At 42.8% G+C, this 18,490-nt stretch carries 14 protein-coding genes and 1 riboswitch; of the genes, 10 read left to right on the top strand and 4 right to left on the bottom strand.

From position 1 onward, the window contains the following. The first annotated feature begins 63 nt into the window (after nt 1-63). From M1L62_RS05335 to M1L62_RS05315, 5 genes are all read left to right on the top strand, one after another. Complete coding sequence (locus tag M1L62_RS05335; RefSeq protein ID WP_254411968.1) at nt 64-1,308, top strand: glucuronyl esterase domain-containing protein; 1,245 nt, start codon at nt 64-66, stop codon at nt 1,306-1,308. Nucleotides 1,309-1,343: 35 nt separating this feature from the next. Beyond that, nucleotides 1,344-2,594 (top strand): L-fucose:H+ symporter permease, encoded by a 1,251-nt coding sequence (fucP, locus tag M1L62_RS05330; protein WP_254411967.1) that lies wholly within the window; start codon nt 1,344-1,346, stop codon nt 2,592-2,594. A 6-nt stretch (nt 2,595-2,600) separates the two neighbouring features. Further along, nucleotides 2,601-3,500 carry an ROK family protein gene (locus tag M1L62_RS05325; RefSeq protein WP_254411966.1) on the top strand — a complete coding sequence of 300 codons (900 nt, stop codon included), beginning with the start codon at nt 2,601-2,603 and terminating at the stop codon, nt 3,498-3,500. 185 nt (nt 3,501-3,685) lie between these two features. After that, nucleotides 3,686-4,336, top strand: coding sequence for an outer membrane lipoprotein periplasmic chaperone LolA1 (gene lolA1, locus M1L62_RS05320; RefSeq protein ID WP_254411965.1), 651 nt, complete (start codon nt 3,686-3,688; stop codon nt 4,334-4,336). Nucleotides 4,337-4,555: 219 nt separating this feature from the next. Beyond that, complete coding sequence (locus M1L62_RS05315) at nt 4,556-5,425, top strand: mechanosensitive ion channel family protein (protein WP_254411964.1); 870 nt, start codon at nt 4,556-4,558, stop codon at nt 5,423-5,425. A 1,014-nt stretch (nt 5,426-6,439) separates the two neighbouring features. On the opposite strand, the gene ahcY is transcribed toward M1L62_RS05315, so the two are convergent. The 4 genes from ahcY to M1L62_RS05295 form a co-directional block, all read right to left on the bottom strand. Next, nucleotides 6,440-7,756 carry an adenosylhomocysteinase gene (gene ahcY, locus M1L62_RS05310; RefSeq protein WP_254411963.1) on the bottom strand — a complete coding sequence of 439 codons (1,317 nt, stop codon included), beginning with the start codon at nt 7,754-7,756 and terminating at the stop codon, nt 6,440-6,442. Between the two features lie 348 nt (nt 7,757-8,104). After that, the gene (locus M1L62_RS05305) at nt 8,105-8,695 is read right to left on the bottom strand and encodes a carboxymuconolactone decarboxylase family protein (protein ID WP_254411962.1); all 591 of its coding nucleotides are present in this window, start codon (nt 8,693-8,695) and stop codon (nt 8,105-8,107) included. Between the two features lie 139 nt (nt 8,696-8,834). Further along, the gene (locus tag M1L62_RS05300; RefSeq protein ID WP_254411961.1) at nt 8,835-9,386 is read right to left on the bottom strand and encodes a peroxiredoxin; all 552 of its coding nucleotides are present in this window, start codon (nt 9,384-9,386) and stop codon (nt 8,835-8,837) included. 228 nt (nt 9,387-9,614) lie between these two features. Further along, nucleotides 9,615-10,922, bottom strand: a complete 1,308-nt coding sequence (locus tag M1L62_RS05295; RefSeq protein WP_254411960.1) for a UDP-N-acetylmuramoyl-tripeptide--D-alanyl-D-alanine ligase — start codon at nt 10,920-10,922, stop codon at nt 9,615-9,617. A 138-nt stretch (nt 10,923-11,060) separates the two neighbouring features. Between M1L62_RS05295 and M1L62_RS05290 the strand changes: the two genes are divergently transcribed. The 5 genes from M1L62_RS05290 to M1L62_RS05270 all read left to right on the top strand — a co-directional run bounded on the left by M1L62_RS05290 (nt 11,061) and on the right by M1L62_RS05270 (nt 18,064). After that, complete coding sequence (locus M1L62_RS05290; RefSeq protein WP_254411959.1) at nt 11,061-13,283, top strand: T9SS type A sorting domain-containing protein; 2,223 nt, start codon at nt 11,061-11,063, stop codon at nt 13,281-13,283. 276 nt (nt 13,284-13,559) lie between these two features. Then, the gene (gene rhaT, locus M1L62_RS05285; RefSeq protein WP_254411958.1) at nt 13,560-14,639 is read left to right on the top strand and encodes an L-rhamnose/proton symporter RhaT; all 1,080 of its coding nucleotides are present in this window, start codon (nt 13,560-13,562) and stop codon (nt 14,637-14,639) included. A 21-nt stretch (nt 14,640-14,660) separates the two neighbouring features. Beyond that, nucleotides 14,661-15,899 carry a DUF6786 family protein gene (locus M1L62_RS05280; RefSeq protein ID WP_254411957.1) on the top strand — a complete coding sequence of 413 codons (1,239 nt, stop codon included), beginning with the start codon at nt 14,661-14,663 and terminating at the stop codon, nt 15,897-15,899. A gap of 83 nt (nt 15,900-15,982) precedes the next feature. Continuing rightward, nucleotides 15,983-17,170: an FG-GAP repeat domain-containing protein gene (locus M1L62_RS05275; RefSeq protein ID WP_254411956.1), complete on the top strand. Its 1,188-nt coding sequence runs from the start codon at nt 15,983-15,985 to the stop codon at nt 17,168-17,170. A 48-nt stretch (nt 17,171-17,218) separates the two neighbouring features. Next, the gene (locus M1L62_RS05270; protein WP_254411955.1) at nt 17,219-18,064 is read left to right on the top strand and encodes a sugar phosphate isomerase/epimerase family protein; all 846 of its coding nucleotides are present in this window, start codon (nt 17,219-17,221) and stop codon (nt 18,062-18,064) included. Nucleotides 18,065-18,391: 327 nt separating this feature from the next. After that, nucleotides 18,392-18,484: riboswitch (SAM riboswitch) on the top strand. Nucleotides 18,485-18,490: the final 6 nt, after the last annotated feature.

Raw genomic sequence — 18,490 nt, 5'->3', positions numbered from 1 at the left:
TACTTTTGGCCTGATAGCCTGAACTGGCTTTTTCAAACCAAATTATCTAATCGGGAATTTTAAATGAAAAATAGACTCGGGTTTCTTCTCTTTTTTTCCCTCGTGACGTTCTCCTCTTTTGGCCAAAATAAAGAAACTGCATTGCCGGATCCCTTGATTTTCAATAATGGGAAGAAGGTTAACAATGCCAGAGAATGGACTGCCCGAAGAGAGGAATTACTGCAAACTTTTCGTTCTGAAATGTATGGCACTTCGCCAGGACGACCGAAAGACATGCGTTTCGAGGTTTTCGACCATGATAAAAATGCATTAAACGGAAAGGCAACGCGCAAACAGGTCACCATTCATATCCGGGAAAATGGAAAAGAAGCGAAATTTGACCTGCTGATTTATATCCCTAATAAAGCAAAACATCCGGTCCCTGCCATTATTGGTATTAACTTCATCGGCAACCAGGCCATTAATGCCGATCCGGGGATCAAGCTTACCGAAGCTTGGGTAGAGAACAGCAAAATGTTCCCGTGTGCGGTTGATGGCAAGGCCACAGATGCTTGTCGCGGAGTGAATGCAAAACAATGGCAGGTGGATAGTATTCTGGATGCTGGTTTTGCTTTGGCGACAATGTATCGTGAAGAAATAGCGTCGGACCGAAAGGAAGAAATGTTCAAAACCGGGGTACATACTTTATATCCGGAGCTTCAGAATCGTGAGGATAACTTCGGAACAATTGCCGCCTGGGCCTGGGCTTTGAGCCGAGGAATGGATTATCTGGAGACAGACAAGGATATTAATGCAAAAAAAGTTGCTGTTTTTGGTTTTTCCCGTTTGGGCAAAGCGGCACTCTGGGCAGGAGCTTCTGACACACGTTTTGCACTCGTGTTGAGCAATGAATCCGGTGCCGGAGGAGCCAAGCTTTTTCACCGTGGCGTGGGTGAAAATATCCGCAGACTGAACACCGTTTTTCCGCATTGGTATGCGAAAAGTTTTAGAAAATATATGGATCAGGATACGGTACTGCCTTTTGATCAGCATTTTATCGTCGATCTTATTGCGCCGAGGCCAGTGTACATTGCGAGTGCCGAGAATGATAAGGGATCTGATCCCGAAGGTGAATTTGCTACTGCAAAGGAGGCTGATGTGATCTATCGTTTCTTTAAAACGAACGGGCTGCCGGTTAAAGAAATACCTGCGTTAAACAAGTCTGTTATGGGGCAAATAGGCTATCATATCAGAACGGGCGGGCATGATGTTACAAGTTTTGATTGGAAACAGTTTTTAATTTTCTCTAATTTACGCCTCCAAAAATAAAAACATCTAAACAACTAATCTTACAATATATCCCAATGCAAACAACTTCCTCGTCTGGTAAGGAAATTACCAAGGCCCGATTTACAGAAGACAGATACCTGATTACCCTCATCTTTGTCACCTCCCTTTTCATGTTCTGGGGTATTGCCATTACGATGGGCGATGTTTTAAACAAACACTTCCAGACTGTATTGAGCCTTACCAAAACGCAGTCGGCTTTTGTCCAATTTGCAATTTTTGGTGCATATGGTGTGATGGGTATTCCTGCCGGACTCTTTATGAAGCGCTTTGGGTATAAAAACGGCGTACTTTTCGGCCTTTCTCTTTTTGCTGGTGGCTCGTTCTTGTTTGTTCCGGCCGCCGCGGCTGCTTCATTCCCGTTTTTTGGAATTGCATTGTTTATCCTGGGATGTGGTATTTCTACGTTGGAAACTGTGGCACATCCGTTTGTAGCCTCTTTGGGTGACCAGCGGACCAGTGATATGCGTATCAATTTTGCACAGGCTTTCAATGCACTCGGTACGATCATCGGACCGTGGATGGGTTCGCATTTTCTTTTTGGAAACCATGTTCAGGGAAGCACCGATCTTACCTCGGTTAAGATGTTGTATATCGCGATCGGCACTGTGATTGCTACGATTGCTGTGTTGTTTTCCTTTGTAAAAGTACCAGCATTGATCGATCCGCACGTGGCAGTGGCAAATCCGGATGCCGCCAATGTGGATACACATCCTGAAAAGGGCCTTTTTGAGCACAGCCATTTTAAATGGGCTGTGATAGCACAGTTTTTCAATGTGGCTGCGCAGGCAGGTACCTGGGCATTTTTCATTAATTATGGTCATGAAAAAATGGGATTCACGGATGCCGTTGCCAGTAAATGGATGATCCTCTTTTTTGTGCTGATGCTTACCGGACGTTTTGTAGGAACATTTCTGATGCGATACATTGCTCCCCCTAGATTGCTGGCTATTTTTGCAGCCTGCAACATCCTGATGTGTTTGCTGATCAGCCAAAGCTGGGGCTGGCCTTCGTTTATTGCGTTATTGATGCTGAATTTCTTTTTCAGTATCATGTTCCCTACAATTTTTAGTTTGGGATTAAAGAATCTGGGAGCACATACGCAGCAGGCTTCATCCTTTATTTCAATGGGTGTTGTTGGCGGTGCTCTTTTTCCGTTTGTTATGGGTGCCGTGGCTGAACACGATGTAGCTACTGCATATTACTTGCCGATAATCTGCTATTTTGTGATATTTTTGTTCGGTTTTAAATTTTATAAAGTTCGATAGTATTTAATGAAACTCTGGGGTATAGATTTAGGAGGCACAAAAATAGAATGTGCTGTATTGGATTCTGATAATGATATGAGTGTTGTAGCCCGCAAAAGGCTGCCAACGGAGTCTGCCAAAGGATACGATCATATTTTATCGCAAATAAAAAGACTCATTGATTTGGTTGCAGAAGAAGTAGGAGAGAGACCTTCGAAAATTGGTTTTGCAACACCGGGTGTTTCTGAGCCCGATACCAATCTGATGAAAAACTCAAATACGACTTGTCTGAATGGCAAGCCGATGCAGCAGGATCTTACCGATCTTCTGGGCATTCCCGTAAAACTTGCGAACGACGCGAATTCCTTTGCGCTTTCGGAAGCGTTGATGGGGGCAGGGAAAGAATATCCGGATGCTGAGGTTGTATTTGGCGTGATCATGGGAACCGGTGTTGGCGGAGGATTAGTTGTTAATAAAAAGATTATTGGCGGTCATCACGGCATTGGCGGTGAATGGGGGCATAATATTCTTGAAGAAAACGGCGAACCATGTTATTGCGGCAAAAGCGGCTGCGTTGAGCAGGTCATTGCCGGTCCGGCGCTTGAACGTTTCTATGAACAACAGAGTGGTGAGAAATTGTCTTTGAAAACAATTCTGGAACAATATCATGAAGGCGGAAATGTACACGCAACGGCTACCATTGATCGTTTGCTGGAATATTATGGACGCGCCATTTCCACGCTTATCAACGTACTAGACCCGGGATTGATCGTGATCGGAGGCGGAGTAGGTAACATTGATCTGCTTTACGGTGAAGGTTATGAAAGAATTAAGAAATACATTTTCAATAACGGTGTAGTGACCACACCAATCCTGAAACCAAAATTGGGAGACAGTGCAGGTGTTTTCGGAGCCGCATTGCTATAAATTGAGGTCTGAGAAGAATTAAATAGTCCTGGTTATATTGTCGGATGCTGCCATCAGCGTTTAGCAATGTAGTCAGGACTTCTTTTGACTTTTAAACCATCATCCCGCAGTTTTGTCTAAATTTGCGGTTACGTTTTGACCTGGCATGCTTTTTAAAGAATTAAGTAAGAATTAAAATATTGATTATGAAAAAAATAACAATTTTCTCATTTGTGCTTTCTATCGTCACTTTTGCAAGTGTATTTACAACGTCGGTTCAGGCACAGGGAGACAAAAAATCGACTGCTATTTTAGACGCGATGAGTAATAAATATCAGAAGATAAAATCTTTCAAAGCAATTTTTACATACACACCGGAAGGAGGGAAAGCTTTAAAAGGTGATGCGACGGTGAAGGGAACCAAGTTTCGTTTGAAAATGGCAGGTCAGGAAATTTTCAATGACGGAAAGCTGATGGCAACCTATATCAAGGAAACAAACGAAGTGAATTATCAGGATTTTGATCCGTCGGCAGGTGGAGACCTTGACCCGACAAGAATTTACTCGGCATATAAAAAAGGCTTTAAGTATGCTTTCTTACAGGAAAAGAAAGAGGGTAATCAGGTTTATGAAGTAGTAGAATTAACTTCGACAGGTAAAAACAGCCAGGTTGATAAAGTGCAGATCCAGGTAAACAAGGCTGATAAATCGATTAACAGCTGGAAGATTTTCCAGAAAAATGGTCAGAAGGTGACCTACAAGGTTGAACAGTTTCAGCCTGATGTCGCAATTGCCGATACTTATTTTACATTCAACTCCAAACAATTTCCGGGTGTTGAAGTGGTGGATCTGAGATAACTGATTTGAAAACAACTGCTGATAAGGTATTAAAAGGGAGAAAAGCCGTTGTTGGTTTTTCTCCTTTTCGCTTTAAAACCGATCTGGTTTATCGAAGAAAATTTGAGATAAATGATGTGTACTGTGCAACAATTATCGCGTAAGTTTGTTTAAAATTAGTACCCGCCGGATTTCAATAAGTTGTTCATCATCCGGCACCATTATTCTTTTTGCGTATACATGTTATTTCTTGAGCTTTCAAAAAAAGTGGATCCTATTTTCATAAAACTGGACAGATGGTTTGATCTCAGCATTGGTTTTGTGCCCAATGTTGTGATTGCGATTTTGTTGCTGGTTATTTTCCGGTTTCTGGCCGGTTATGGAGGTAGGTTGATGGCGAGTGTGTTGGCGAAGGCTTCACAAAACGAAGCGTTGGTAAGTCTGATTTCCGCTTTGACAAGGATTGTTATTCTTACGACCGGTTTGTTTTTTGCACTGGGCATATTGGGATTGGAAAAGACAGTAACGTCGATGGTAGCCGGAGCTGGCGTATTGGCACTGGCTTTAGGTTTCGCCTTTCAGGATTTAACGACCAATTTTATTTCAGGTGCTTTTATCGCGATACAAAGACCCATCAAAGTCGGTGATATTATCGAAACGAATGGCTTCACGGGAAAGGTGAAATCGATAAATCTTCGCTCGGTGATCATTGATAATCTTGCCGGGCAGCAGGTTGAAATTCCAAGTAAGGATATTTTCCAAAAGCCGATCACCAATTTTACATATTCAGGAGAAAGAAGGGTTCAGATCGATTGTGGGGTCGCGTTTACGGAAGATCTTGCGCTGGTTGAGAAAATCAGTCTGGAAGCCGTGCATTCTCTGGGCTTTTTAAGCGCGACAAGGTCGGTGGATTTTAGTTATACCAAATTCGGAACAAGTACCATCGATTTTCAGGTTCAGTTCTGGATTGATCAGGTGAAAATCGGTCCGGGGGCTGCAAAAAGCGAAGCGATTAAAGTTTTGAAGACGGCATTTGATATTCATGGGATAACCATTCCGGCAAGGGCAGCGGAAGTTGCACCGGTTGATGCTAAAAAAGATTTGATTTAATAAGGTTGGTGTTTTGGATAGGGATATCGTTTCAAATTTCTATACCACCCTTTCAGGGTTCAGGCCCGGCTCGTAGACACTCTTTTTCTATAATAATTTCATCCCTCCGGGATTTGGTTGGTAGATAAGGCGGGATTTTATCTATCGCGTTGCCTTTGTTGATTAATTTGTTTCTCCGACGTGAATTTTGTTGCAATTCTGATGTCACCTTTCAGGGTTTGGGTCGCGGCAGTGAGCCATTTTTTCTACAATAATTTCATCCCTCTGGGATTTGGTTGGTAGACGAGGCGGGGGTTTATCTATCGTATTGCCTTTGTTGATTAATTTGTTTCTCCGACGTGAATTTTGTTGCAATTCTTAACCATCCTTTCAGGGTTCAGACCATGGCTGTGAGCTATTTTTTACTACAATAATTTCATCCCTCTGGGATTTGGTTGGTAGACGAGGCGGAATTTTATTCAGTGCACTGCCTTTGTTGATTAATTTGTTTCTCCGACTTGAATCTATTGCAATTTTTATTTCACCCTTTCAGGGTTCAGGGCACGACTTCTAGACACTCTTTTTCTACAATAATTTCATCCCTCCGGGATTACGCTGGCAGTTTTGGTGGGTGTTTGTCAAGGGGTATTACCTTTGTGAATTGCCCTCTTTCTCCGACTGGAATATCGTTGCAATTTTTATTTCACCCTTTCAGAGTTAAGGCCGCGGCTGTGAGCCATTTTTTTTCTATAATAATTTCATCCATTTGGGATTTACCAGACTGTTAGATAAGAACCCATGTCGCTGATACGAATGAAACGTAATGCTTAACTAAATGCCAGATGTAATAAAACCTACCAACCAAATCTCGGAGTGATGAAATTATTGTAGCAAAAATTGTCCACGAGCCGGATCGGAACCCTGAAAGGGTGACATAACATCTTCGACAATATTTCTTATCAACGAAAAAGGCCTGTTTCGAATCATGTTCGAAACAGGCCTTTTAACGTTTAGCTTATCGCTAAAAACCAATTCTTAGTATCTGTAAGTATCAGCTTTGAAAGGACCTTCTGTTGGTACACCGATGTAAGCCGCTTGTTCAGCAGTTAACACATCAAGTTTCGCTCCAACGTGAGCCAAGTGGAAAGCAGCTACTTTTTCATCCAAAGCTTTTGGAAGAACGTATACTTTTTTCTCGTAAGCAGCGGTGTTAGTCCAAAGTTCGATCTGAGCAAGTGTCTGGTTAGAGAACGAGCATGACATTACGAAAGATGGATGACCCATTGCACAGCCCAAGTTAACCAAACGGCCCTCTGCAAGTACGATGATGTCTTTTCCTTCTACTGAATAGATATCAACCTGAGGTTTGATCTGAGACTTTGTAGAGCCGTAAGTTGCGTTCAACCAAGCCATATCGATTTCGTTATCGAAGTGACCGATGTTACAAACTACTGCTTTGTCACGCATTTTAAGGAAATGCTTTTCAGTGATGATACGGAAGTTACCTGTTGCTGTAACAATGATGTTAGCGCGTTCAACAGCTTCGTCCATAGTAACCACTTCGAAACCGTCCATTGCAGCCTGAAGCGCACAGATCGGATCGATTTCAGTTACCAAAACACGGCATCCTGCTCCACGAAGAGATTCCGCAGAACCTTTCCCAACATCACCATAACCTGCTACTACGGCAACTTTACCAGCTAGCATCAAGTCAGTTGCACGACGGATAGAATCTACAAGTGATTCGCGGCAACCGTATTTGTTATCAAATTTAGATTTAGTAACCGAGTCATTTACGTTGATGGCAGGTAAATGAAGTGTTCCATTTTTAAGACGGTCGTACAGACGAAGAACACCTGTTGTCGTTTCTTCGGAAAGACCTTTGATGCCTTCGATCAATTCAGGGAACTGGTCGAATACCATGTTTGTAAGGTCACCACCATCATCAAGAATCATGTTCAATGGCTTACGATCTTCACCGAAGAAAAGAGTTTGCTCGATACACCAGTTGAATTCTTCCTCGTTCATACCTTTCCAGGCATATACAGGGATACCCGCTGCCGCGATTGCCGCTGCTGCGTGATCCTGCGTTGAGAAAATATTACATGAAGACCAGGTAACCTCTGCACCCAAAGCAGTAAGCGTTTCGATCAATACAGCAGTCTGGATAGTCATGTGAAGACAACCTGCAACACGTGCACCTTTCAAAGGCTGTGATGGACCGTATTCAGCGCGGATTGACATAAGTCCTGGCATTTCAGCCTCAGCCAATGTAATTTCTTTGCGACCCCATTCGGCCAGCGTTATGTCTTTAACCTTGTAAGGAATGTACGTTTCTGTTGACGTTGCCATTTTCTAATTAGATTTTATTGTCGTTTTTAATACGACAAAATTAAGTAGAAAAACCAACAGGATTCGTATTTGTAGATGAAAATTGGGGTTTTGATTTAGAATTTAGATATTCTATCCATAAATGACTTCGTTAGATAATTTTTAAAGCAACAGGAGGGGTTTCAGAACGTATGTGTAGATATTTTGTCTACTGCTTCTTCAATGGTTCTTTTATTGAGGGGAATATGTTTTTTTATGCTTGATAATCAGAGTTGTACATCTGATATGAAAATCAAAAAGCGCTGCCTTTTGAGCAGCGCCTCGTATATAAAGATTACCAATTGGCTATTACACCGCCTGATAAGAAGATTAGATCAATACAGTGAAACTCTTGAATATCGCTCCGATACGTACGGCATCGAAAATACGCGCCTGAGTTCCGCCGTGGTTAAGCACTGATTGTTCGTGAGAAGTTACACACATTTCACAACCGTTAAGCGCTGAAACAACCAGACTTAGTAATTCAAAAAATTCTTTGCCAAGTACCGGATTTACCATGATGCTCATTTTAATTCCGGCAGGAGCAGAGTTGTAAAATTCCTTATCCATAAAGTGTCTGAAACGATAGAACACGTTATTGGCATTCATTAAAGAAACGCAGGCAGTTACTTCTGCAAGTTCCTTTTCGTCAGCACCTTCTGCAACTGCAAGTTCTTCCAAAGCTGTGATAAGGGCTGTGTTTTTCTCATTAACAGCAACGGAAAGTGCGATCAGCAACGCTTCTTTACGGTTGATATTCTGAGATTTTAAAACGTTACCGATGTTGATTTTCAGATCTTTCAGGTAACGGTGGTCTAATGCTGCCAGCTTGTTGATAAGCACGCTTTCAAATTCAGCAGGCAAATTGATTTCTTTATACAGAGAATCTTTCGTATTCCCTGTTGCTGCAAATGGATACATTTTTAGTGAGATTGGAAGTGGGAGATGAAGCTTTTTGATTCACCGAGAAGAGTTCATCGTAGTACTGTTTGTTACAATTTCAGCAAATAATTAAAGAATACTCTCAACTATTTGCTGAAATTGCGACTGTCGCTAAAAGCTATGCTAATGTAGCTTCTCCTTTAACCCAGTTGCATGGGCAAAGTTCGTCAGTTTGCAAAGCGTCAAGTACACGAAGAACTTCGTCAACGTTACGTCCAACAGAAAGGTCGTTTACACATACCCAACGTACGATTCCTTGTGGATCAACGATGTATGTTACACGGTAAGCGATTTTTTCGTTTGCTTCAAGAATACCAAGATCTTCAGCCAAAGATTTTGAAGTATCAGCAAGCATAGGGAACTGAAGGTCACGAAGATCATCGTGGTTTTTACGCCATGCAAGGTGAACAAATTCGCTATCTGTTGAAGCACCGATCAAAATTGTATCGCGGTCAGCGAAGTCTGAAGTCTTTTTGTTGAACTCAGCAATCTCCGTTGGACAAACAAAAGTAAAGTCTTTTGGCCACCAGAACATTACCATCCACTTATCCGCATTTTTGTGATCGTCAGATGTGATATCGTAGAATTCATTTCCTTTTTCAAGAGAAACTACTGATGTTTTTTTGAATTCCGGGAATTTCGATCCAACTGATACAATTGTATTTTTCATCGTTGTTATGATTTCTGTGGTTTGTATTATTTTATGATCACAAAACTACAAACAACAGGTACCCAAGGCAAGATTTGGGATGGTACTATTCAAGGTAATGCTTGAATTAAATAAATTAATTTATGTTTTCTATTGAAAAAGTAGTCTGTATAAATGATATCTATAAGTCTATAAATTTGGACTATATAATTATATTTATAAATTAAGTAATTATACAAATCGAAGATGTTATTGCGGCATCACACCAAGCACCGACTCCAAAGCCATACCTCTCGAACCTTTGATCAGGATATGCGTATCCATTTGCGGATTGTCCATAACCCAGTTATGCAGCGAGAATTTATCAGGGAAATAGTAAGCTTTTGGCAGTGCCGGCAATGCGAACTGCATTAGTTTTCCGGAAAGGATCACAAGGTCAAATTTGGCATCTGCCACTAATTTGCCCAACGCCAGATGTTCCTCTTCTGCGGCGTCCCCCAATTCAAACATATCACCCAATATCACCATTTTACGCTTGGCATCCAGTCTCGCAAAATTCTCAATAGCGGCGGCCATTGAAGACGGATTGGCATTATAGGCGTCCATAATAACCGTGTTGGTGCCACGCTTTACAATTTGCGAACGGTTATTATCGGGCTGATAATTGCCAACCGCTTCGTATGCGTCTTCATCGGTAACTTCAAAATGATTACCTACGGCCAGTGCCGCACATATATTATCAAAATTATAATGACCAGGAATATGCGTCGTAACGGTTTTTCCTTTATTCCCTTTGAAGACAACCACCGGACTTTCCTGTATCAGTTCAGGGTTAACCGGACTGCTTTCCGTACAGTAAAAAATAATCTCCCCGAATGCCCTGCGTTTGCTGACCATTTCCATAACAGCGTCGTTTTCTACGTTGACAAAAACGGTCCCTTTTTTCTTGGAAAGAAAATCCAGAAGCTCTCCTTTGCCTTTAATAATTCCTTTTACGCCGCCAAAACCTTCCAAATGTGCTTTGCCAATGTTGGTAATCAATCCGTGCGTGGGTTGTGCGATGCTGCTCAGCAGCGCAATCTCTTCCTGATGGTTGGCACCCATTTCTACCACAGCCATTTCATATTTAGCAGGATCGATCGCCAGCAAAGTCAGCGGGACACCGATGTGGTTATTAAGATTTCCCTTCGTCGCGTAGGTCTTGTATTTCATGGACAAAACCTTGGCAATAAGTTCTTTGGTCGTAGTTTTTCCGTTGGAACCTGTCAGCGCGATAACCGGGAACGTAAAAGTTTTGCGGTGATGACGCGCAAGATCCTGAAGGGCAGTCAATACATCCTCAACCAGTAAAAGTCTTTTATCCGTAACTACATCAGGGTTGTCGATAACCGCATAAGCGGCTCCTTTCGCCAATGCTTCCGAGGCGTAGGTATTGCCGTCGAAGTTATCTCCTTTTAAAGCGAAAAAAATGCAGCCGGGTGTAATTTGGCGGGTGTCTGTGCTGATGGTGTGACCTTTAAGGTAAATATCGTAAAGCTGTTCCAGTGAGGTATGCATGAGAATTGTCTGACGGTATAAAATCGGTTCATAAACTTTGCCTGTTTCGCTCAATCAAATGGCCGTAATTTCGTTACGTTTACATATGCGATTGTCCAGCTGAACAGACCGACAAAATTAATAGATTATTATTCAACGATGCGCACGAAATTTACCTACCTCTTATTCTTTGTTTTATCTGTTGTGTTAACATCCCGGAGCCAGGCCCAGAAGTCATGGTTCAAAATGGATACCCTGGCCGTACTTTCTTCCAACGGTAAAAAACTGCTGAATCCGTGGTCCGGGGGCCTCAATTCCGGCCAGTTTACTAAAATGGATCTTAATGGTGACGGCACGGAAGACCTGATCGTGTTTGACAGAACGAGCGGGATTTTATCCACTTTCCTGGCCGTAACCGACCCGGCGAATGCACAGAAAAAGGTCTGGAAACACGCGCCGTCGTATGAATATCTGTTTCCAAAAATGGATAACTGGATGGTTCTTGCTGATTTGAACAAGGATGGCTATAAAGATCTCTTTACGTATACGCCATTGGGGATCATGGTCTACAAGCAGGTGCGTGACGGAAAAAACTGGTCATTTAAGCTGGAAAAGCCTGCTTTGTACACGGAAGGTTTGTCGGGGAATGTGAACCTGCAGGTATCCGGACAGGACATTCCCGGCATTTCGGATATTGATAATGACGGAGATATCGATGTAATCACCTTTGATTATGAAGGTATGGCCATTGAGCTGCATCAGAATATGAGCATGGAACGTTACGGCGTTCCGGACAGTCTGGTTTATAAACGAAATGGTCAGTGCTGGGGAAATTTTCATAAAGGCGATAATGAGGATTTTGTAATGGGTGAAGATTGCGGTGTGGTAGGTAATTCGCCCAGGCGGGTGATGCACACGGGAAATTCCATCATGCTGCATGATCTTGATGGCGACGGGAAGAAGGATTTGATCGTTGGGCACGTCAGCAATGACCATATTTCTTTTCTGAAAAATACCGGCGAAAATCTGGTGGCGAACTTTACAAGTTATACACATAATTATCCCTCCGTCGACCCAATTTCCTTTTACATTTTTCCTGCGGTCTATTATGAGGATGTAGATTTTGATGGAGTAAAAGATCTGATTGCCGCCCCGAACGTGCCCAATAATGACGGAAACCTGATGAATTTACAGTCTTCGAACTGGCTTTATCACAATGCAGGTACGAGTGATAAAGCGGATTTTAAACTGGTTCAAAAGAACTTTTTGCAGGATCAGATGCTGGATGTCGGTGAAAATGCGGCACCGTCTTTTTTTGATGTCGATGGGGATGGAGATCTGGATATGGTCATCGGAGCGGGCGGAACACGCGACGGAAATAATTTTCGCGGCCGTTTATGGTTACTTCGTAACGTCGGCGATAAGCAGAATCCTGCTTTTGAACTTGCTTCTGATAATTATCTGAACGTCCCGGCAACGCTGGATATGTACAATCTCAAACCGCAATGGGCTGATTTTAACGGCGATGGGGTACCCGATCTGGGTTTTGCCGGAACAACCCTCAAAGGACTTGCTTATTATTACATTCCAAACAAGGCAGGAAAGGATCAGGCCGTGCAGCTGAATGCGGCCGATATGGTTTCGATAGCCATGCCTGCACAGTCGCAAATAGCCGATTACCCTTATTTTTATGACGCAGACGGCGACGGCGATCTGGATTTACTGGTTGGAAAACCTCAGGGGAATATCAATTATTTCAAGAATACGGGTAGCAGCAAGCAGTTTACGTTGACCTTAGAAACCGAATCTTTTGCCGGTTTGGTAGGGAATTTTGACGGAAGAAATGTGCAGGTATCGGTTGCTGATGTGGATGTCGATGGCAGACCGGATCTTTTAACCGTAGACTTCTCCGGAAAATTAAGGATTTTTTATTCCGGGGAATGGGGCAAATGGACGCAGCGGGAAAGTCTTCTGATTGACCATAATGGGAAAGGAGACAGCCCGTTATTAGGTTTTTACCTCTATGCTACCGCCGCGGATTACAATGGAGACGGAAAGCCGGATGTCGCCGTGGGGGGCAACGGAGGTGGCCTGCATTTGCTTCAAAATGTGTTGCCACTTACCATAACACCCGTTGAGCCGCCTCTTGAACAAAGTGTAAAAGTATATCCCAATCCAGCCCGGGAATATATCAAAGTGCTTTCAAGCCAGAATGCGAAGCTTAGCGTTTTCTCGGTGACCGGCCTGGCCGTGCAGCAAGATATTGTAGTCAATGCAAATCGGGAGAAAGAAATCCCGACACTGAACTGGGCGCCGGGTTTATACTTACTCGAATTTAATACAGGTTCTGCGCGGGTTGTGAAAAAGATTGTAATTCAATAAGATAGTCTTGCAGTCGCCGAAATGACCGGAATTGAATTTATTCAAAAAAATAACAAAAAATTATAAATGTGATATATGTTAAGTAAATACTTAAACTCAGCTACTTAACGTATTGCAGCCATTGAATTATGTAATTATTAATTCAAAAAACCGTATTTAGAGCAGTACGGTACAGGATGCGCTATTTCTCTGTGGATGGCAATTTACGGGTTAAATGAATGGTACAGTTGAACTTACGCATTCATTAACCATACAAAACATTAATCCTGTAACCTCATGCAAGCACTTCTCGGTGTAATTTTTCATTTTATTGGTGGCTTTGCTTCCGGCAGTTTTTATATTCCTTACAAAAAAGTCAAAGGTTGGGCATGGGAAACGTATTGGATCGTGGGAGGATTATTTTCATGGCTGATCGTACCGCCGCTGGCTGCTTACCTGACCATTCCTGGTTACACTGATATCATCGCACATACCGATGGCGGGATTTTATTTTTGACCTATTTCTTCGGTGTCCTCTGGGGTATTGGCGGATTGACCTATGGTCTTGGTGTGCGTTATCTGGGGGTGTCTCTGGGCAGTTCGATCATCCTTGGACTTTGCTCGGTTTTCGGTGCTTTGATTCCTTCGGTGTATTATTTGTTTGAGCCAAAAGAAGGAAAAGATTCTATCAAAGATCTGATCACCAGCAGCTGGGGGCAAATGGTTTTGCTGGGGTTACTGGTTTGCGTTATCGGGATTATCATTTGCGGAAAGGCTGGTGCCATGAAGGATAACGATTTGAAAAAGAGCGGCGTTGTTGGTGATAATGCAGAATTTAAGATTGGATTGGGACTTACTGTTTCCATCATCTCAGGTATATTAAGTGCATGTTTTGCTTTTGGTATTGACGCAGGAAAGGTAATGGCGGAAGAGGCAAATGACATCTGGAAAGCGGCAAACCCGGGTCAGGGAGAGTTCCTTTTTCAGAACAATGTAACCTATATTGTCATTTTGCTGGGAGGTTTAACGACCAACTTTATCTGGTGTATGATGCTGAACGCTCGTAATAAGACTTTCAGTAACTATACAGATAAAAGCACGCCGTTGCTCTCGAATTACATTTTCTCTGCAATTGCCGGGACTACGTGGTTTCTTCAGTTCTTCTTTTACGGGATGGGAGAGAGCAAGCTGGGGAACGGTCCGAGTTCCTGGATTTTGCATATGGCATTTATCATTTTGATTGCCAATACCTGGGGATTGGTTTTGAACGAGTGGAAGGGCGTCACAAAAAAAACACTGACAACGATTGTATCAGGTATTTTGGTGATTATTCTATCTGTATTAATTGTAGGTTATGGAAACTATCTGCATGAGTAAACAGAACGTTTTTTGATTTTTATGAAGAAACAAATCTCAATTCTTTTCATAATCATTCTGATGACCGTTGGTTGCCAGAAACAAAAAAACAAGCAAGAAAAAACTGTGGAAGAAAATACGACAAGCCAGGAAGGTACCTTTGGGTACGACCTGGCTTTTTTGAAAAAATACAAGCCTGTTATTCTGTTGACAGCGCCTGATGACAGGCAATCGCAGGCGATTGTCGTTGCGGATTATCAGGGCAGGGTGATGACAAGTACAACCTCTGGTGATTCGGGCAACAGCTTTGGCTGGCTGAATTACGGACTTATAAAAAGTGGCGAAAACAAACCGCACATCAATGCGTTGGGCGGAGAAGACCGTTTCTGGTTATCTCCCGAAGGCGGACAGTTCTCTGTTTATTTTCAAAAAGGAAAACCTTTCACATTCGAAAACTGGCAGACACCTGCGGTTATCGATTCTGAACCTTTTGAAACGGTTTCTGAGGGTTTATCTTCTGTAAAGTTCAGGAAAAAAACGGCTCTTGAAAATCATTCCGGAACAAAGCTGGATCTGCTGATTGAGCGTGAAGTTAAAATGCTTAGCAAAGGAGAAATTGCCAAAATACTTAAAATTTCCACGTTTGATCAGGTTCGCGCGACGGCTTATACTACTATCAATGCAATCACGAATACCGGCGCGGATTGGAAACGGGAAACGGGTGCTTTGGGGATCTGGATTCTGGGGATGTTTAAACCTTCACCCAGGACAACGATTGTTGCACCATTTTCAACAACTCATTCAAAAGAACCCCTATTAACTTCCAACTATTTTGGAGCTATACCGGTCGATCGGTTGGTGACCGGAAATGCTGCGGTGTTTTTAAAAGCGGATGGGAAATTCAGGAGTAAAATCGGGCTGTCGCCTAAGTCTGCAAAAAATGTAGCAGGCAGTTATGATGCGGAAAAGGGTATTCTGACAATAATTTCCTATGATATCGATGAGAAAGGAGAATACCTTAAATCGACCTGGGAAAAACACGAGGACCCATTTGGTGGTGACGCATTAAATTCCTACAACGATGGTCCGTTAGAAGACGGCTCTCAAATGGGGCCTTTTTACGAACTCGAATCCAGCTCTAAAACCAACATTTTAAGACAGAATGAGAAATTAACCCATCATCATAGCACGTTCCATTTCGAGGGCGACAAGGCTTCGCTTAACAAAATTTCGTTGTCTGTGTTAGGTGTAGAGCTCGACACGATTGAGAAAGCTTTCTGATTAAGAACCAGAATGCAAGGAAGGGCATAATTTTAGTAAAACTGCACTTATAAAATATTGGCGCCACAAAAATTGAGATAGTTATGCGAGTAAAAAGAAATGACTTCATAAAAGTATTTTGTGTAACCCAGGCGCTGCTGTTTGGTACGCTGGTTTCCTATGGGCAGAAGAAAGGAAAAACAACTGTCTTTGAAAAACACGTGATCACTCCTGATTTTATTGCGGAAGGGGCAGCCATAGGCGATGTGAATAAGGATGGGAAAAAAGACATACTTTCCGGTGCATACTGGTTTGAGGCGCCCAATTGGACGAAACACGAGATCATGCCGCCCAAAGCTTTTTCATGGAAAGATGGATATAGTGATTCATTTCTCAATTTCAGCGCTGATGTAAATCAGGATGGTTGGGTGGATCTGATCCGCATCGATATAGCGGCCAAGCCTGCTGTCTGGTACGAAAATCCTAAAAATAAATCGGGACATTGGGTGGCCCGTCAGATCTATCCGTCGATTGGTAATGAATCCCCGCTTTTTGTCGATATTGACCGTGACGGTAGACTTGATCTCCTGGCCAACGACCCGGAAACCAAACAGGTTATCTGGCTAAGTCAGCCACGGAAAAAGGGAGATTTTGAATGGGAAAAGAATATCATCAGCAGCGATCCTGAATTGGCAACGCATATGTATACCCACGGCCTGGGTTATGGTGATATCAACGGCGATGGAAAACCGGATGTCATTGTAAAAAACGGCTGGTGGGAAGGTACAGACAATCCTAAAACAAGAAACTGGAAATTTCATTCGGCGAATTTAAGTCAGGATTGCGCGCAAATGTATGTCTACGATGTAAACAAGGATGGATTGAATGATGTACTGAGTTCGTCAGCACACAACTATGGAGTCTGGTGGCATGAGCAGGGGAAGGATGCGCAGGGCAATGTCACCTGGACGGAGCATGAAATAAGCCGGGATTTTTCCCAGTCCCATGGACTTGCTTTCAAAGACGTTAACGGAGATGGTTTTCCCGACCTTGTTACAGGAAAACGATGGTATGCCCATAACGGAGGTGATCCGGGGGCCCAGGATGCATCGCTGGTTTACTGGTACGAACTGAAACCGGGAAAAAATCCGGTTTGGATTCCTCATCAGATAGACACCCAAGCCGGTGCGGGTTTACATGTAGAAATTGAGGATATGAACAAAGACGGGTTGCCGGATATCGTGACAGGCAATAAAAAGGGTGTTCACTTTTTTGAAAATCACCGGAAATAATCGTTATTCCATCATCATTTCCAATTACACACGTTCAATCCCATTTTCATGAAATTCGGTATTAATACCTATTTGTTTTCCTCTCCATTTACCAACGAGAGCGTCAACTTTTTTCCTAAGTTTAAAGAATGGGGTTTTGATTTTGTAGAAATAGTCGTCGAAGAACCTGCGAACATTAATCCGGCGCTCGTACGAAAAGCATTGGATGATAACGGTCTTGCATGCCGGTCAGTTTGTGCGGCAACAGGACCCGGGCGTGACCTTCGTGGAAATCGCAAAGAGCAGGTTGTAGCGATGGATTACATCAAATCGCTGATTGACATCGCGCCGGTTTTGGGAAGTTCGTTGGTTGCCGGGCCCATTTATTCGGCAGTCGGAAGGGCAGAGTTCGTGCCGGCAGACGAGCATCACAAACAATGGCTGACCGTTGTCAAACATTTAAAATCGCTTTGCGCCGACGCGGAAAAGCAACATGTGAAACTGGCTATCGAACCACTAAACCGTTACGAAACCGATTTTATCAATACTTGCGACCAGGCATTGAGTCTTATCCGTGACGTGGACAGTGAGTCGTTGTACGTTCACCTTGACTCTTTTCATATGAACCTTGAAGAGAAAGATCCTGCGCTGGCCATTTTGAAAGCGGGGAAAAAACTGGCATTACTGCATGCTTCGGGCAGCGACCGCGGCACACCCGGAGGAGATCAGATTAACTGGGAAAGAATATTTGTGGCGCTGGATAAGATCGATTATCAGGGCGACATAGTCATCGAATCCTTCACTCCTGACGTAAAAGTGATCGCCAAAGCAGCCTCAATCTGGCGAAAAGTTGAACCATCCCGCGAGTCTATCGCCGTTGACGGCTTGAAATTCCTTAAGTCATTAAACTTGTAGGTTATTTTTACCACTCGAGACAGATGAGATAACCTAAGAGCCGGTTATAAGCTTTTGGGTTACATAGTTTTACGCGACCTGCTACAAAAAATTATTTTTATCATTTAAGACATTTGACTTAACCCAACATTATACTGTCTTCTGAGGTTATCTCATATGTCTTAGGTGGTAACAGAAAAAAATATATCGTATTATTCTCCACTAATAAGTCACGGCGGAATTTTCTTTTTGCCCTGTTTTGCTCCATGAATTCCTATTCTTAAAAAAAATTAAGAAAATCCTTGCACGGGAAATTTTTACGTTACAACTTTGCCTATCGAAATAGTAGATTTATAAAGAACGAAGGGAGAGGTTAGGCTCAATGATCTTCTGGCAACCTATGACTCATAAGGTGCCCCAACCTAATTCTAATGATAAATCTTTAGA

The organism is Dyadobacter diqingensis, assembly GCF_024220585.1.
GTDB lineage: Bacteria > Bacteroidota > Bacteroidia > Cytophagales > Spirosomataceae > Dyadobacter > Dyadobacter diqingensis.
The sequence above is the reverse complement of the archived record's forward strand: the minus strand, read 5'-3'. Positions and strand labels throughout refer to the sequence as shown.